Annotated in this window: 12 protein-coding genes; 8 read left to right on the top strand and 4 right to left on the bottom strand. The window is 63.8% G+C overall.

Annotation, left to right across the window (positions count from 1 at the left end; genetic code table 11):
• Positions 1-267 precede the first annotated feature (267 nt).
• The 3 genes from ACLPJJ_RS09075 (at position 268) to ACLPJJ_RS09085 (ending at position 3,778) form a co-directional block, all read left to right on the top strand.
• Positions 268-1,776, top strand: coding sequence for an ArnT family glycosyltransferase (locus tag ACLPJJ_RS09075; RefSeq protein WP_443590652.1), 1,509 nt, complete (start codon positions 268-270; stop codon positions 1,774-1,776).
• Positions 1,777-1,859: 83 nt separating this feature from the next.
• On the top strand, positions 1,860-2,651 hold the full coding sequence (locus ACLPJJ_RS09080) for a sterol desaturase family protein (RefSeq protein WP_443590653.1): 792 nt from the start codon (positions 1,860-1,862) through the stop codon (positions 2,649-2,651).
• Positions 2,648-3,778, top strand: a complete 1,131-nt coding sequence (locus ACLPJJ_RS09085) for a dATP pyrophosphohydrolase (protein ID WP_443590654.1) — start codon at positions 2,648-2,650, stop codon at positions 3,776-3,778. Before ACLPJJ_RS09080 ends, ACLPJJ_RS09085 begins: the two co-directional genes overlap by 4 nt.
• On the opposite strand, the gene ACLPJJ_RS09090 is transcribed toward ACLPJJ_RS09085, so the two are convergent.
• Positions 3,775-4,728 carry an NAD-dependent epimerase/dehydratase family protein gene (locus ACLPJJ_RS09090; protein ID WP_443590655.1) on the bottom strand — a complete coding sequence of 318 codons (954 nt, stop codon included), beginning with the start codon at positions 4,726-4,728 and terminating at the stop codon, positions 3,775-3,777. The genes ACLPJJ_RS09085 and ACLPJJ_RS09090 overlap by 4 nt on opposite strands.
• Entirely contained in the window at positions 4,725-6,464 is a 1,740-nt protein-coding gene (locus tag ACLPJJ_RS09095) for a fatty acyl-AMP ligase (RefSeq protein WP_443590656.1), read from the bottom strand. Before ACLPJJ_RS09095 ends, ACLPJJ_RS09090 begins: the two co-directional genes overlap by 4 nt.
• A 175-nt stretch (positions 6,465-6,639) precedes the next feature.
• Here ACLPJJ_RS09095 and ACLPJJ_RS09100 point away from each other — a divergent pair, with 175 nt between their 5' ends.
• The 4 genes from ACLPJJ_RS09100 to ACLPJJ_RS09115 all read left to right on the top strand — a co-directional run bounded on the left by ACLPJJ_RS09100 (position 6,640) and on the right by ACLPJJ_RS09115 (position 10,796).
• The gene (locus ACLPJJ_RS09100; protein ID WP_443590657.1) at positions 6,640-7,608 is read left to right on the top strand and encodes a glycosyltransferase; all 969 of its coding nucleotides are present in this window, start codon (positions 6,640-6,642) and stop codon (positions 7,606-7,608) included.
• A gap of 400 nt (positions 7,609-8,008) precedes the next feature.
• On the top strand, positions 8,009-9,145 hold the full coding sequence (locus ACLPJJ_RS09105; protein WP_443590658.1) for an inositol-3-phosphate synthase: 1,137 nt from the start codon (positions 8,009-8,011) through the stop codon (positions 9,143-9,145).
• Positions 9,142-9,858: a phosphocholine cytidylyltransferase family protein gene (locus tag ACLPJJ_RS09110; RefSeq protein ID WP_443590659.1), complete on the top strand. Its 717-nt coding sequence runs from the start codon at positions 9,142-9,144 to the stop codon at positions 9,856-9,858. Before ACLPJJ_RS09105 ends, ACLPJJ_RS09110 begins: the two co-directional genes overlap by 4 nt.
• An 8-nt stretch (positions 9,859-9,866) precedes the next feature.
• Positions 9,867-10,796 carry a CDP-alcohol phosphatidyltransferase family protein gene (locus tag ACLPJJ_RS09115; protein ID WP_443590660.1) on the top strand — a complete coding sequence of 310 codons (930 nt, stop codon included), beginning with the start codon at positions 9,867-9,869 and terminating at the stop codon, positions 10,794-10,796.
• 182 nt (positions 10,797-10,978) lie between these two features.
• On the opposite strand, the gene lptG is transcribed toward ACLPJJ_RS09115, so the two are convergent.
• Positions 10,979-12,058, bottom strand: a complete 1,080-nt coding sequence (gene lptG, locus ACLPJJ_RS09120) for an LPS export ABC transporter permease LptG (protein WP_443590661.1) — start codon at positions 12,056-12,058, stop codon at positions 10,979-10,981.
• On the bottom strand, positions 12,055-13,173 hold the full coding sequence (gene lptF / locus ACLPJJ_RS09125; protein WP_443590662.1) for an LPS export ABC transporter permease LptF: 1,119 nt from the start codon (positions 13,171-13,173) through the stop codon (positions 12,055-12,057). The genes lptG and lptF overlap by 4 nt, the downstream gene beginning before the upstream one ends.
• 225 nt (positions 13,174-13,398) lie before the next feature.
• On the opposite strand from lptF, the gene ACLPJJ_RS09130 reads away from it, so the two are divergent.
• The gene (locus ACLPJJ_RS09130; RefSeq protein ID WP_443590663.1) at positions 13,399-13,650 is read left to right on the top strand and encodes an acyl carrier protein; all 252 of its coding nucleotides are present in this window, start codon (positions 13,399-13,401) and stop codon (positions 13,648-13,650) included.
• Positions 13,651-13,652: the final 2 nt, after the last annotated feature.

Consider the following 13,652-nt stretch of genomic DNA (forward strand, 5'->3'; position numbering starts at 1 on the left):
TGCGGAGGCGGAATGCTGGTCTGTGTTGGCGTAGAAAAAATAGCCGGCAGCCAGGAAAACCAGCAGAGCAAATTCGTGTTTCAAAAATTGCGGAAAATGTTTCAAAATATTCATGTAAATTCCGTGATCTTTTGTAACACATGTTTCGGCTGCCATATTGAAAACATAAGGATATAGGAGGCCGCGATCAATTGTGAGGGGCGTCCGGGCGGCTGGTATGGTGCTGGCTTTCGTGCAACTCCACTAAATATCTGCGCGGAGACGTTTTTGTTCGACCAAGCTGGACTGCCCTCGGTTATCGCACAGTCAGGCCAGCGAGTCTGGAAGGTTGCGGCGGCAGTCCTCGCCGTCCTGGTTTCGGTTATCGGCTGGCCGCTGGTGCTGCGCAGCACCGCCATGGTGCAGTTCGATTATGATGAAGGGTGGAACGCGCTCCGGCAGCAGCAGGCCGCGCATTTTCTGCCGCTCTATGCCGCCCCGCCAGGGTTGGATATCACCAATTACCCGCCGCTCTCCTTTCATATTATCGGCCTGCTGAGTCTCCTCACGGGCGATGCCAACGAGACCGGGCGGTTTCTCTCCCTCGCCGCCCTGGTTGCTGTTTGTGTGCTGGCCGGCGCTTTGGCGCGTTTGTTTGTTCCTGCGCGCTATGCTGGCACCTGTACGGGATTGCTGTTTGCGCTGTGGCTGGAGATGTGGATGCCCAGGCGGATCGGCGTGAACGATCCGCAGTTGCTCGGCATGGTCTTCGAACTGGGCGGGATTTACGCCTTCGTCCGTGCCGTGCAGGAGGGGCGGGATGTGTGGCGCACCGCGCCGCTTTTTGCCCTGGCGGTGTTCATCAAGCATAACCTTATCGCCTTGCCGCTGGGAGCGGGGCTTGCCCTGCTGGCGGGGCGGGACTGGCGGCGCCTTATCCCCTGGGTTGGCGCGGGGGCGCTGGCGGCGGGCGTGCTGCTGCTGGGCACGATCCGCCTCGATGGCCCGTATTTCCTGGCACACATGCTGCAGCCACGCGCGTATGATCTGAGCGATACGCTGCATAATATCGGCACCTATCTGATCATCTTCCTGCCCTTCGTACTTCTCGCTGGTGCCTGGGCCTGGCGCAACCGGCGCGATGAGCGCCGCCGCCCGCTGGCTTGGAGCTGGGCCGCCGCACATGTTCTGGCCTTCATCTGGGCTGGCGGCGACGGCGTGAGCCGCAACCTCTTCTTCGAGGCGGTCCTGCTCGACGCGGTTATCGCCGTGATCGCCGGTGGCGAATATTTCGCCACGCCCGGGCGTGTCACCCCGCGCCGAGTCGCCCTGCTCTGCGTGCTGCCCATGCTGTTCCCGCTCAGCCAGCTGCTGTTCCCGCTGAGCAAGCTGCCGGACAGCATTGTCTCGGGCGCCATTGAGTGGCGGGAACTGCCGCAGCACGAGGCGGACTTCGCCGCCGGGGTGGCGTTGCTGCGCCAGGCATCCGGCCCGGTGGTGTGCGAGAATCTGCTGATGTGCGACGAGGCGGGCAAGCCTTCCGCGTTCGATCCCTACCATGTCCAGGACCAGATCAACCTGGGCAAGCTCGATCCGCAGGATTTTGTGGCCATGGTCGAGTCCCAGCGCTTCGGCGCGGTGGAGATCGGCGATATCGACCTGGGCAACCCGAAGCGCACGACCCGGTTCTCCAAGGCGTTCCTGCAGGCCCTGGCGCAGCATTACAGCCCAGCTTTGCGCACGCCGGAAATCGTCATCTGGGTCCCCGCCCCGCCAAAAGCCTCGCAGCCCGGCTAGCCAGCCGGGTATGGCGCTGCTATCCACCTACTGTGAGGCGCGGGGCACTGCGCTTGAGGAACAGGATAGGCGGTAAAGGCAGCATGGCGGAAAAACTTGCTTGGGGCCGGCATTGGCATGGGCGGAGCTACGATCTTGGGCGGATGACGCTGCCCGATCTGTGGCGGGCTTACCTGACTTACCCCGCGATCAATCTCTACGCTTTCCTGACCGTGCTTTCCGGCGGGGCGGCTCTCTGCCTCGCTCGGCGCTGGCAGGATATCGCGCTGCCGATCCTGGCCGTCTGCCTCGTTTATCCCTTCGTCTGGTACGGCCTGCACCAGTATATCCTGCACGGCCGCTGGCTCTACCGGATGAAGTGGTCGGCCGGGCTGTGGAAGCGCATCCATTTCGACCATCACCAGGACCCGCACCTACTGGAAGTGCTGTTCGGCTCGCCGCTCAACACCATTCCCACCATGCTCGTCATCACCGGGCCGATCGGCTATGTCATTGGCGGCTGGGCTGGTGCTTTGGTTGCCTTTGCCACCGCGCTGGCCACCACCTGCGTGTACGAGTTCTTCCACTGCATCCAGCACCTTAACTATAAGCCGAAGAGCCGCTTCATCCAGAAGATGAAACGCGAGCATCTGCTGCACCACTTCCATAACGAGAAGATCAATCTCGGCATCGTTAGCTTCACGCCGGACCGGATGCTCGGCACCTACGCCGCTGGCGCGCGCGACTGTCCGAAGAGCGCCACCGTGTTCAATCTGGGCTACGACCTGGACGAGGCGCGGCGCTACCCGTGGGTGATGGAGATCACCGGCGCGCCGCCGCGGGACAGGCCCCGCTCCGCCATGGAGCGCGAAGCCGGTGCTGGATCGGCTTCGTGAGCGATATCAAGATCATCCCGGTTGCCGGCCGGGCGCTGCTCGACCGTTTCATCCTTCTCCCTGAACGCCTGCACCGCGATGACCCGCAATACATCGCGCCGCTGCATCTGGAGCGCCAGGAGGCGCTGACGCCGAAGAATCCGTTCTTCGGCCATGCCGAGGTGCAGTTCTGGCTGGCGCAGAAGGATGGCCGCGATGTCGGCCGCATCAGCGCGCAAATCGACCAGCAAGGCTTGGCCCTGCGCCCGGATGGCACCGGTCAGTTCGGCATGATCGCCGCCGAGGACGATCCCGCCATCTTCAAGGCGCTGGTGGACACCGCGGCGGATTGGCTGCGTGCCCGGGGCATGCGGCGCATGCAGGGGCCGTTCAACCTCAACATCAATGAGGAAACAGGGTTGCTGGTGGCGGGGTTCGACACGCCGCCAATGCTGCTGATGGGCCACGACAAGGCCTATATCGGCCCCCGGCTGGAGCAGCTGGGGCTGGTGAAGGAGAAGGACGTCTACGCCTATCTCTACGACATGACCGTCGACGTGCCCGCCAGCGTGCGCCGGCTGCTCGACCGTCCGCTGCCCAAGGAACTCACCGTCCGGCAGATCGATTTCGAGCGCTATAACGAGGAAATCCGTACCGTCACCAGCATCTTCAACGATGCCTGGGCCAATAACTGGGGCTTCGTGCCGCTCACCGAGACGGAAACGGACTACCTGGCGAAATCGCTGAAGCCGCTGCTCAACCCGCATTTGACCAGCGTGGTGGAGCGCAACGGCAAGCCGGTCGGCTTCCTCATCGCGCTGCCGAACCTGAACGAGGCGATTCGCGGGCTGGACGGCAAGCTTCTGCCCTTCGGCTGGGCCAGGCTGCTCTGGCGGCTGAAGGTGAAGGGCGTGAAAACCGCCCGCGTGCCGCTGATGGGCGTGCGCCGTTCCGCCGCGAATGACATGATCGGCGGCCTGTTGCCGTTCCTGATGGTGGACATGGTGCGCCGTGAGGGGCTGAAGCGGGGCTTCACCCATATCGAGCTGTCCTGGATTCTCGAGGACAATTTGCCGATGCGCCGGATGAACGAGAGCCTGGGCGCGACGGCCTACAAGACCTACCGTATCTACGAGAAACAACTCTAACCGAGCCAGCCTTTCTCCCGGTACCAGGTGGCGGTTTGGCGGAAGCCTTCGGCCAGGCCGATTCGCGGCTGATGGATGCTGGCGGGCAGTGCCTCGGCAGGGGAGACCGACCAGTCCGGGTGCAGGATTTCCCGCGCTTTTTCAGCCGTGAACACGGGGGCCTGCCCGCGCAGCTGTCCCCAACCCCCCGAGGCTTGGCCTGCGAGGCGCACCAGTGGCGCCGGCACGGGCATGAAGCGCGGCTGGCGCCGGCCCAGGGCGTGTGCCGCCTCGGTCAGGAGCATGCGCATCTCATAGCCTTCCGGCCTCCGGTCGGCGAGGGCGTAAAGCCCGGCCTTGCCCGCGCCCAGGGCCAGTTGCGTGATGGCGCCCGCGGCATCCGTGGCGTGGATTATCGCCACGCGGCCCCGGCTGAAGAGCGGCACGATGGGCGACTTCGCAGCTTTGAAAATTGCCAGGCTCTCCCGGTCCCAGGGGCCGTAAATGGCGGGCGGCCGGATGATGACCAAGCGCTCCGGCGCGTCCGCGTAAACGTTCCGCGCCGCGTCTTCCCCGGCGCGTTTACTGAAGGCGTAGGAGGAGAGTTGCGGTTCCCGGGCGGCGAGGGAGGAGATGATGACGCAGCGTGCCGCCGGGGCGTGGCGCCGCGCGGCGGTGGCCACAGCCTGCGTGCCGTCGCGGTTGGTGCGCAGGAATGTGGCGCGGTTCAGTGCCTTGATCAGTCCGGCGGCATGGATCACCGCATCCGCGCCTTCGGTGAGGCGGGCCAGGGCGGCTTCGTCCTCCAGGCTGCCTCGGATGGTCTCGAAGCTTATGCCGCGCCAGAATTCATGAGCCGGGTCGCGCCGGGCCAGAACGCGGATATGCGCGCCCGCCTTTGCCAGCGCCGCCACCAGATGCAGCCCGAGAAACCCCGTTGCGCCGGTAACGGCAACGGTGGGCCGGGTCATGCCGCGTTGGAGGTCTTGGCCGGCTGGAAGGCGCCTTCGAGATACATTGCGCGGGCGCGGCTGCGGCTAAGCTTGCCGGACGAGGTTTGCGGCAGGCTGCGCGGCGGCACCAGTACCACCCGCGTTTCCAGACCATGCCGGCCACGGAAGAACTTGGTGATCTCGTGGATCAGCGCCTCGCGCGCCGCCATGTCGGTGGTGCGGCACTGCACGAGCACCACCACCTCTTCCGTCACGCCGTTATCCACGGAGAAGACCGCGACATCGCCGCTGCGCAGGAGCGTGATGTCCGCCTCCGCCGCCCATTCCAGGTCCTGCGGCCAGACATTGCGGCCATTGACGAGGATGAGGTCCTTGGCCCGCCCGGTGATGACGAGCTGCCCGTCGACGAAATAGCCAAGATCGCCGGTGTCGAGCCAGCCATCCGCCGCCAGTACCCGTTCGGTTTCCTCTGGTTCGCCGAAATAGCCGAGCATCAGGCTTGGCCCGCGCACATAGATGCGACCCACATGGCGGTCGGGCAGAATCTGCCCCCGTTCGTCCCGGGCTTCGGCCTCGTGTTCCGGCAGCATGCGGCCGCACAGCACGAAGCTGCGCGTGCGCGCCGTGTTCTTACTCGCGGGCATGGCGCGGTGCTCCCGCTCCAGGATCGTGCCGTCGATGACATCCTGCAGCGCACCCTGGCCGGGCGGGGTGAAGCTGAGTGCCAGTGTGGCTTCCGCCATGCCATAGCAGGGCACGAAAGCGCCGGTGGAGAAGCCCTGCGGGCCGAAGCGCTCGGCGAAGCGTGTGAGCACGCCGGGGCGCACCATGTCGCCACCAATGCCGGCGCGACGCCAGCTGGAGAGGTCCAGCCCGTCGATGGAGGCGGTTTCGGCGCGGCGCAGGCACAGCTCGTAGCCGAAGGACGGGCTGAAAGAGACCGTGCCGCGGTTGCGGCCGATCAGGTCCAGCCAGAGCAGCGGGCGGCGGGCGAATTCGCGCGTCGGCAGAATATCCACCGAGAGCTGGCAGGCCATCGGCATCAGGAAGAAGCCGACCAGCCCCATGTCATGATAGTAGGGTAGCCATGAGGTGCAGCGGTCCTCGGCGGTCACCGCCAGCCCGTAACGCGCCATGTAATGGGCATTGGCCATGAAGGCGTGCTGCGTCACCGCCACGCCGAGCGGAAAGCGGGTGCTGCCAGATGAGAATTGCAGATAGGCGAGGGTATTGGCGTCTTGCGCCGGCAGGGGCTCGCTGCTGGGGGGCACGGTGTCGAGCAGCGCGAAGGTGCCGGCCAGCCTGAGGTTCAGCCCGTTCGCCGCCTCGCCGAGCCAGGCCTCCAGCACGGCCGGGCCGAGCAGGGCGTCGGCATGGGCGCTTGTAACCATGCGGCGCAGGTGGGCGATATAACCGTCCTTGCCGCCGAACGCCGCCGGCAGCGGCAGCGGGGCGGGTACCAGCCCGGCATATTGGCAGGCGAAGAAGGCGCGGGAGAAATCGCCATCGCTCTCCGCGATCAGCGCGACCTTGTCTCCAGGCTTGAGCCCGGCGCCCAGCATGCGGGCGGCAAGGCCCATGGCCTGCTCGCGCAGGCGGCGATACGGCAGAGCTTCAACCAGCTGCCCCTTGCCGGAATAGAAGTTGAAGCCAGCATCACCTTGGGCGGCATAGTCCAACGCCTCGGCAATGGTACCGAAATCGGCGTAGCGCATGATTTGCCCTGAATACTGGGTTGGTGATTGCTCTGTCATCTACACGGGGGTATGGCGTTGATACGGTTTTCCCGGCTAACAGAGTCGGGCTGGAATGGCAATGCCGCGGCAATGTACCCGGGTTGCGCCCGGCAGGCGGCGGTTGACGGCCAGTCCCGTGCCAGCCTATCTACCGCGCCCGTTTATGACCCGATGATTGGCGGCCAAGCCCAGCATGAACATTCCCGCCTGCGTGCATTTCTGCTGGATCGGCAAGCGCCTGCCCTGGGCCTATGCGTTCGCCGTGCTCTCCGCCGCCGAGCAAGGCGGGATGGATGCGGTGGTGCTGCACCATACCGATGAACTCGAGGACGGCCCTGTGCTGCGCGCCTTGCAGCAGGCCCCAGGCGTGCGCCTGGAGCATACCAACCCGCTGGCATGCCTCACCCGCGCGCAGGCGCTGCTTGGCCTGGGGGAGGGGCTGACCTCGCTTTACGCCAGGCTCACCAGTCCGGTGATGCGGGCGGATGTGCTGCGCGCCGCGATTTTGTACCTTCAGGGCGGCATCTATCTCGATCTGGACACCATCACCGTCGCCTCGCTGCGGCCTTTGCTCGGTGTGCCGCAATTCGTTGGCTCGGAATTCATCGTCTGGCCGCATGCGGTTCGCACGTCACGCTCTCCCTTTGTCTGGGTACGGCATCTGGCGCTGGACCTGATGCGCAAGGCCATGCGCCTGCTGCCGGGCGGCTGGCAGGCGTTCCGGCGAGTCGAGGGCTGGTATTTTCCCGGTGTGAACAATGCCGTGATGGGCGCGGCGCCGGGGGCGACCCTGTTCGCGGCGTATCTGAGGGCCATGCTGGCGCTGCCGCAGGAGCGCCAGACTGAGCCCTACGCGCTGGGGCCAGACCTGCTACAGGCGCTTATCAGCCATTACTCGGCAGAGGAGCTTACCATCCATCCGCCCCCGGTTTTCTACCCGTTGGCGCCGGAGATCTCGGAGCACTGGTTTAGGCCCAGCCGCGGCGCTAGGCTGGAGCAGGTGCTGCCGCCGGAAACCCTGGTAGTGCATTGGTATGCCTCGGTACGCAGCAAACCCTATGTCGCCCGCATCAGCCCTGGCTATGTGCGCGAGCACCAGAACAGCCAACTCTACAGCGCTCTGGTCTGCTCGGCCATCTCCGGCCTCCCCGAGCTGGCCTGATTTCGTCGGACCTTATGGGTAAGTCCGCTGTAATGCTTGCGACACACTCACCAACATTGTAGGCTAACCCACTACCATAAGCGCAGTGTTTATGACCTAACCCTGTAGTTGTTTCCGCCACTGGCCGGAGATTGCAAGGCAGGTAGGCCGGGCAGAGGGTTGCGCGGCCGAGGCGTTGAGTGATCAAGGTCGTGGGTTGGCGGTGCTGCGCTGGCAGGAGAGAGTTGGATTGGGGACGACGGAGGTCGGGGTGAAGGCTGCCAGGGGTTTGAAGCCCGGGCGGAGCAAATGAACGGCGCAGTTGCGGCCCCTGCCTTGGCAGGTGGGGTGGTCGTGGCGGTTCGCGCCGTTGCCTGTTTTCGTTGTTTGACTAAATTTTTTTTCGTGGACGAGGTTCATCATGGCGAATAAAGGCCGCATCCGGATTGCGATTGCCGGGATCGGGAATTGTGCGAGCTCTCTGATTCAGGGCATCCACTACTACACTCCGGAGCGCTGCCGCGAGGGCGTTATCGGGCTGATGCACACCGAGATCGGGGGCTACCGGCCCTGTGATATCGATGTCGTCGCGGCCTTCGATGTCGACGCCCGCAAGGTTGGCGTCGATGTGAGCCGCGCCATTTTCGCCAAGCCGAACTGCACCACGGTGTTCCAGGCCGAGATCCCCGACAGCGGCGTGATCGTGCGCATGGGCCAGGTGCTGGATGGCATCTCCGAGCACATGTCGGCCTATGAGGATGACCGCACTTTCGTCCGTTCCGATGCCGCGGAGCTGACCAAGGCCGAGATCGTGGCCGAGCTGAAGCGCAGCGGTACCGATGTCCTGTTGAACTACATGCCGGTCGGCTCCGAGCAGGCGGCGCGCTTCTACGCCGAGTGCGCGCTGGAGGCGGGCATTGCCTTCATCAACAACATGCCGGTGTTCATCGCCAGCGATAAGAGCTTCGCCGACCGCTTCGCGGCCCGCAACCTCCCGATCATCGGCGACGACATCAAGTCCCAGCTCGGCGCCACCATCACGCACCGCGTGCTGACGGATATCTTCGCCAAGCGTGGCGTCAAGCTGCTGCGGACCTACCAGCTGAACACCGGCGGCAACACGGACTTCCTGAACATGAAGAACCAGCAGCGCCTGGCTTCGAAGAAGAAGTCCAAGACCGAGGCGGTGCAGGCCGTGACCAAGGACCGTCTGGACAGCGAGAACATCCATGTCGGCCCGAGCGACTACGTGCCCTGGCAGAACGACAACAAGGTCTGCTTCATCCGCATGGAAGGCCACCTGTTCGGCGACGTGCCGATGGACCTGGAGCTCCGCCTCTCGGTGCAGGATTCGCCGAACTCCGCCGGCGTGGTCATCGACATGATCCGCTGCTGCAAGCTGGCGCTGGAACACGGCATCGGTGGCGTGCTGGAAGGCCCGAGCGCCTATTTCTGCAAGCATCCGCCCGTGCAGTACACCGATGATGTGGCGTATGACATGACGGAAGAGTTCATCAAGCGCCGCCCCGAGCCGGTGAAGGTTTCCGTCGTCGCATGAAATGCCTGATCGTCGCGGCCGGCCAGGGGACGCGGCTGCGGGAAAAGGGTGAGCTGAAGCCCTTGATCCCCATCAAGGGCGTTCCGCTGATCGAGCGCGTGATCGGGAATGCCCACGCTGCCGGGGTCGACGAGTTTCTCGTCGTCACCGGCTACCGGGCGGAAACGCTGCAGGACAAGCTTGGCGAAATTGCCCAGCGGACCGGCGTGCGCATCACCCGTATCTTCAACCGTGCCTGGGACCGCGCCAATGGTGTGTCCGTGCTCACGGCCAAGCAGTATCTCGACGAGCCGTTCCTGCTGACGATGTGCGACCATCTGGTGGACCCGGAGATCTTCCGTGGCTTGATGGCGGCACCATCCGAGCCGGACACCGTGACGCTGGGCGTGGATTTCAACATCGACAGCCCGCTGAACGACCCCGAGGACGTGACGCGGGTGAAGTGCCAGGATGGCAGGCTGCTGAAAATCGGCAAGGTCATCCGCGACTTCAATTGCTTCGACACGGGCGTGTTCCGCTGCACGCCGGTGATGTTCGACGCCCTGGCCGAGAGCCAGGCGCGGGGCGATGACAGCATCTCCGGCGCCATGAACGTGCTGGCTGAGTGGAACAAGGCCCGCGTCTTCGACATTCAGAACCGTCTCTGGGTCGATGTCGATGACCCCGCCGCGTTTGCCAAGGCGGAGCAGTTGCTCGAAGCCGGGCAGCTGTAGCCTCCGCCATGCAGCAGGGAATCCCCGGCGAGCCGCCGCGGGCCGCGGCTGACGCCGAGCCCGTGCGCCGCACCTCGGAAATCGAGGAGCCGACCAACCTCTACGTCATCCATCCGCTCTCCGCGTGGATCGTGCCGCATTGCGCGCGGCTGGGCATTTCGCCCAATGCGGTGTCCTTGGCCGGCATGGGCTGTGGTGTCGCGGCGGGCCTCGCCTATCACTGGTACCAGAGCACTTGGTGCTGCGTGCTCGGCTTTGTCCTGATGCTGACCTGGCATGTGCTGGACGGGGCCGACGGCCAGCTCGCCCGGCTCACCAACGCGCAGTCCGAGTTCGGCAAGATCATCGACGGCATCTGCGATTATGTGACCTTCACGGCGGTCTATGTCGGCGTGGCGCTGACGCTCAGCGACTATATCGGCAGCTGGGTCTGGGGCTTGGTGGCGGTCTCTGGCCTTTGCCATGCTGTGCAGTCCGCCGCGTATGAGTTGCAGCGCCAGCAGTATAATTTCTGGGGCTGGGGGCGGAAATCCGCGGCGCTGCCAGATTTGCATCCGCCGAAGGCAGAGCGCGAGGGGCAGCCTATGCTCAAGCGCGCGGCCAATGTGCTGAACGGCCTGTACACGCGGGTGCAGATTGTGACCACCGGCGGTGCGGCAGCGTTCAACCGCGACCTCGAGGCCATTCTGGCCGCCCGGCCGGAGCGTGAGGCAGTCTTGCGCCAGGATTACCGCGAGGTTTTTGCGCCGTCTGTCCGGCGCTGGGCGATCCTCTCGGCGAATTACCGTACCATTGCGATTTTTCTGTTCGCCGTGGCGGGGATGCCGATGTTCTATTTCCTGTTCGAGATTTTCGGCTTCAGCGCCATTCTGGCAGGTCTGCTTTCGGGGCAGCGCCGGCGCTACCGGATGTTTCTCGATCTGGCAGGCAGAAGCTAGATCTTAGAGCGTTCAGTGTTTGGCTGAACGCACTCTAACTTATTGATAAGAGACTGATTCACGTTTGAGGTTTAATCGAAAAGCGATTCAACCTCAAACGATCAGGCTCTAACTTTGTGTTTTGGCGAGCAATCTCATGTGTTTATGTCGAACCGTCCGGTTCGACGTAAACGCATATTGATCTAGCGCAGTTCGAGATAGGTTCGCCGCAGCAGATACGAGGCGTATGCCAGCAGCGCGACTGATGGCGTCAGCGCGGTGATGGCGGGGTTGAGGCTCATCCGCAGGCCCAGATAGAAGATGACCTGCTGGCTGATCTGAAACGCGATCCCCAGCAGCGCGCCGATGAGCAGTTGCCGCCCGGCACTTTGCATGCGTTGCGCGCCAAAGGCGAATGGCGCGGCGATTATCACCATGCCGAACAGCGAGATGGGGATGCTGACCATCGTCCAGAAGGTCAGCTCATCGCGCTGCGCCTGCTGGTCCAGGCGCTTGCGTTCGCCAATATATTTGTACAGTGCCACTGGCGGCATCATCTCCGGCGGCAGCATCAGCAGTTGCATCTGGTGCGAGGAGATGAATGACGGCCAGGGTAGCGTGTCCAGCTTTGTGGTCGTGAACTGCGTGGCGTTAACGGTCTTTTTCAGCACGCCAGTCAGAAGCCATGTGCCGTCGGGCTCGATCTCGGCGCGTTTGGCGTGGACATAGCTGGTCAGGCTGCCATCGCCGCCAAAGGTATAGATGTCGATATTCTCGGGCACGTTGCCGTAGCCGAAAAGCTGCACGTTCAGATATTGGCGGTCGTGCTCCACCCAGAACCCGCTGGCGCTGCGCAGAGGCGCTGCTTCGCCCGACGCGGTAGCTTGCAGGCGCTGGGCGAGCAGTTGTCCCGGTGGGATCACGAACTGCGCGATGAGGAACAGCGCGATGCTGACCGGCACGGCGAGTTTCAGCACGGCGCCGACGATGCGGGCCTCTGAGACGCCCACGGCGCGGAACGCGGTGAGCTCCGAATTCCGTGCGAGCCCGCCGAGCGCCAGCAGGCTGCCAAGCAGCATGGACACTGGCGCCACCTGCACCACGCGGTACGGCGCGGTGAGCAGCACGCAGATGAGCGCATCTGCCGCGCTGTAATGCCCCTGGCCGACAAAGCCGAGCTGCTCGACAAAGGCGAGCAGGCTGAACAGTACTGTAAGCACCGCGGCAATGAGCAGGATGCCGCGCAGCACGGCAACAACAAGATAACGTTCGAGCAGGCTCATGGCGCGCCCAGGCTCAGAGGCGTGTTGGACGTGGAGATTTTGTGCCGCCTACTGAACAAATGCGGGGCGGTCATGGCCAGGAGCAGAACCAGCCCGAGCAGGGCGGGCGCCCACCAGATGCCGGGGAACTGGCTGATCATGCCGTGCTCCACCCATGTGCGCGCCGTGGTGCAGAGCAGGTAATAACCGGCATAGACCAGAATCGCCTGGCCGAATTTGGCGTATTTCCCCTGCCGGGGCCGTGTACGGCTCAGCGGCACGGCCAGCAGGGCGAGCAGAAGGGTGGAGATGGGGGTGGATAGCCGCCATTGCAGTTCGGCGATGTCGCGCGGCACGCTGGACCAGATCAGGTCGGTGCTGTTCGCGGTGATCGGGTTGTATGCCGGCGCGGCGCCGGGCGCGCTCTCCGGGTCCAGGATGAGGCCCTGCGCATTGAGGATCTGGTCGTTCTGCGGATTAACAGGGTCGATTTCATAGACATGCGCGTCGGTGAGATAGACTTGGTTCTTACCATCCGCGGTTGTTTGCTGCAGCGGCGCGGCAAGCCTGGCGAAAATGACCTCGGTGTGGTCAGCAAGCTTGCGCCGCACGAACACATCCTGTGCCGGCGTGCCCGGCCCGGCGCGATGCGTGAGGAAGATTGCGCGCTCGCCATCCTCGCTGGTGTAGAAGGTGCCGGCCTGCATCGCGTTCACGTTCAGGCTCGTGGCGCCTTGCCAGGTTATGGTGTGCGCCGTCCGGTAGGCCCAGGGGCGCGCCACGAGCGACAGGGTGGCCACCGCCAGGGCGATGACCCCGGCGAGGGAGAGCACCACTCGCGCGATTTGCGCCGGCCGGACGCTGAGAGCGGCCATGGCGGTGAATTCAGAATCCCCATACAGCCGGCCAAAGGAAAGCAGGACCGCGAAATACAGCGAGATCGGTATCAGCACATCCAGCGCGATGAGCAGCTTGAGGCCGGTCAACTCCATGATGGTGACGGCGGGCAGCAACCCGCTGACGGCATCCGAGAGAATACTGGCAACGCTGTAGCCGCCGAACAGGACGCAAAGAACGCCGAGGATGACGGCGAAGGGCCGGCCGATTTCCCGGGTCAGATAACGGTTGAGGATCAATGCGTTAAACCATTCATTCCCGGTCTTGCCGGCGCTTTCTCTCAGCCTTTCCGGCGGCATGCCGCACATGGGGCTCAAGAGCCTGCCTTTAAAAGACAGTAATTGCGACCTGCCCGCTCTTTAAATAATTTGCCTTGGCATGTATAGGCGTTGTTATGAAATTGTCATTGCGCGGAGCATCGTGTGCGCGCGGGCGAATTCAACCAACAGTCTGGCAGCAGGGGCATGAGTGCTTTGGTCGGTGATATCCGTGAGATCATTTTCGAGACGTTGCGCTCGTCTTTGCCGAAGCCGGTTGAAATTACCGAAAAGACGCATATCGTCGAGGATCTTGGCCTCGATTCCGTCGCGGTCATGGATTTCGTGATGGAGATCGAGGATCGTCTGGATATGTCCGTGCCTCTGGACAAGATCGCTGAGATCGAGACGGTCGGCGATCTGATCGCAGCCATGCAAAACTTGAGGTCTGGCTCCTAGTT

Origin of the sequence: Acidocella sp. (assembly GCF_052326845.1) — a bacterium.
Taxonomy (GTDB): Bacteria; Pseudomonadota; Alphaproteobacteria; order Acetobacterales; family Acetobacteraceae; genus Acidocella.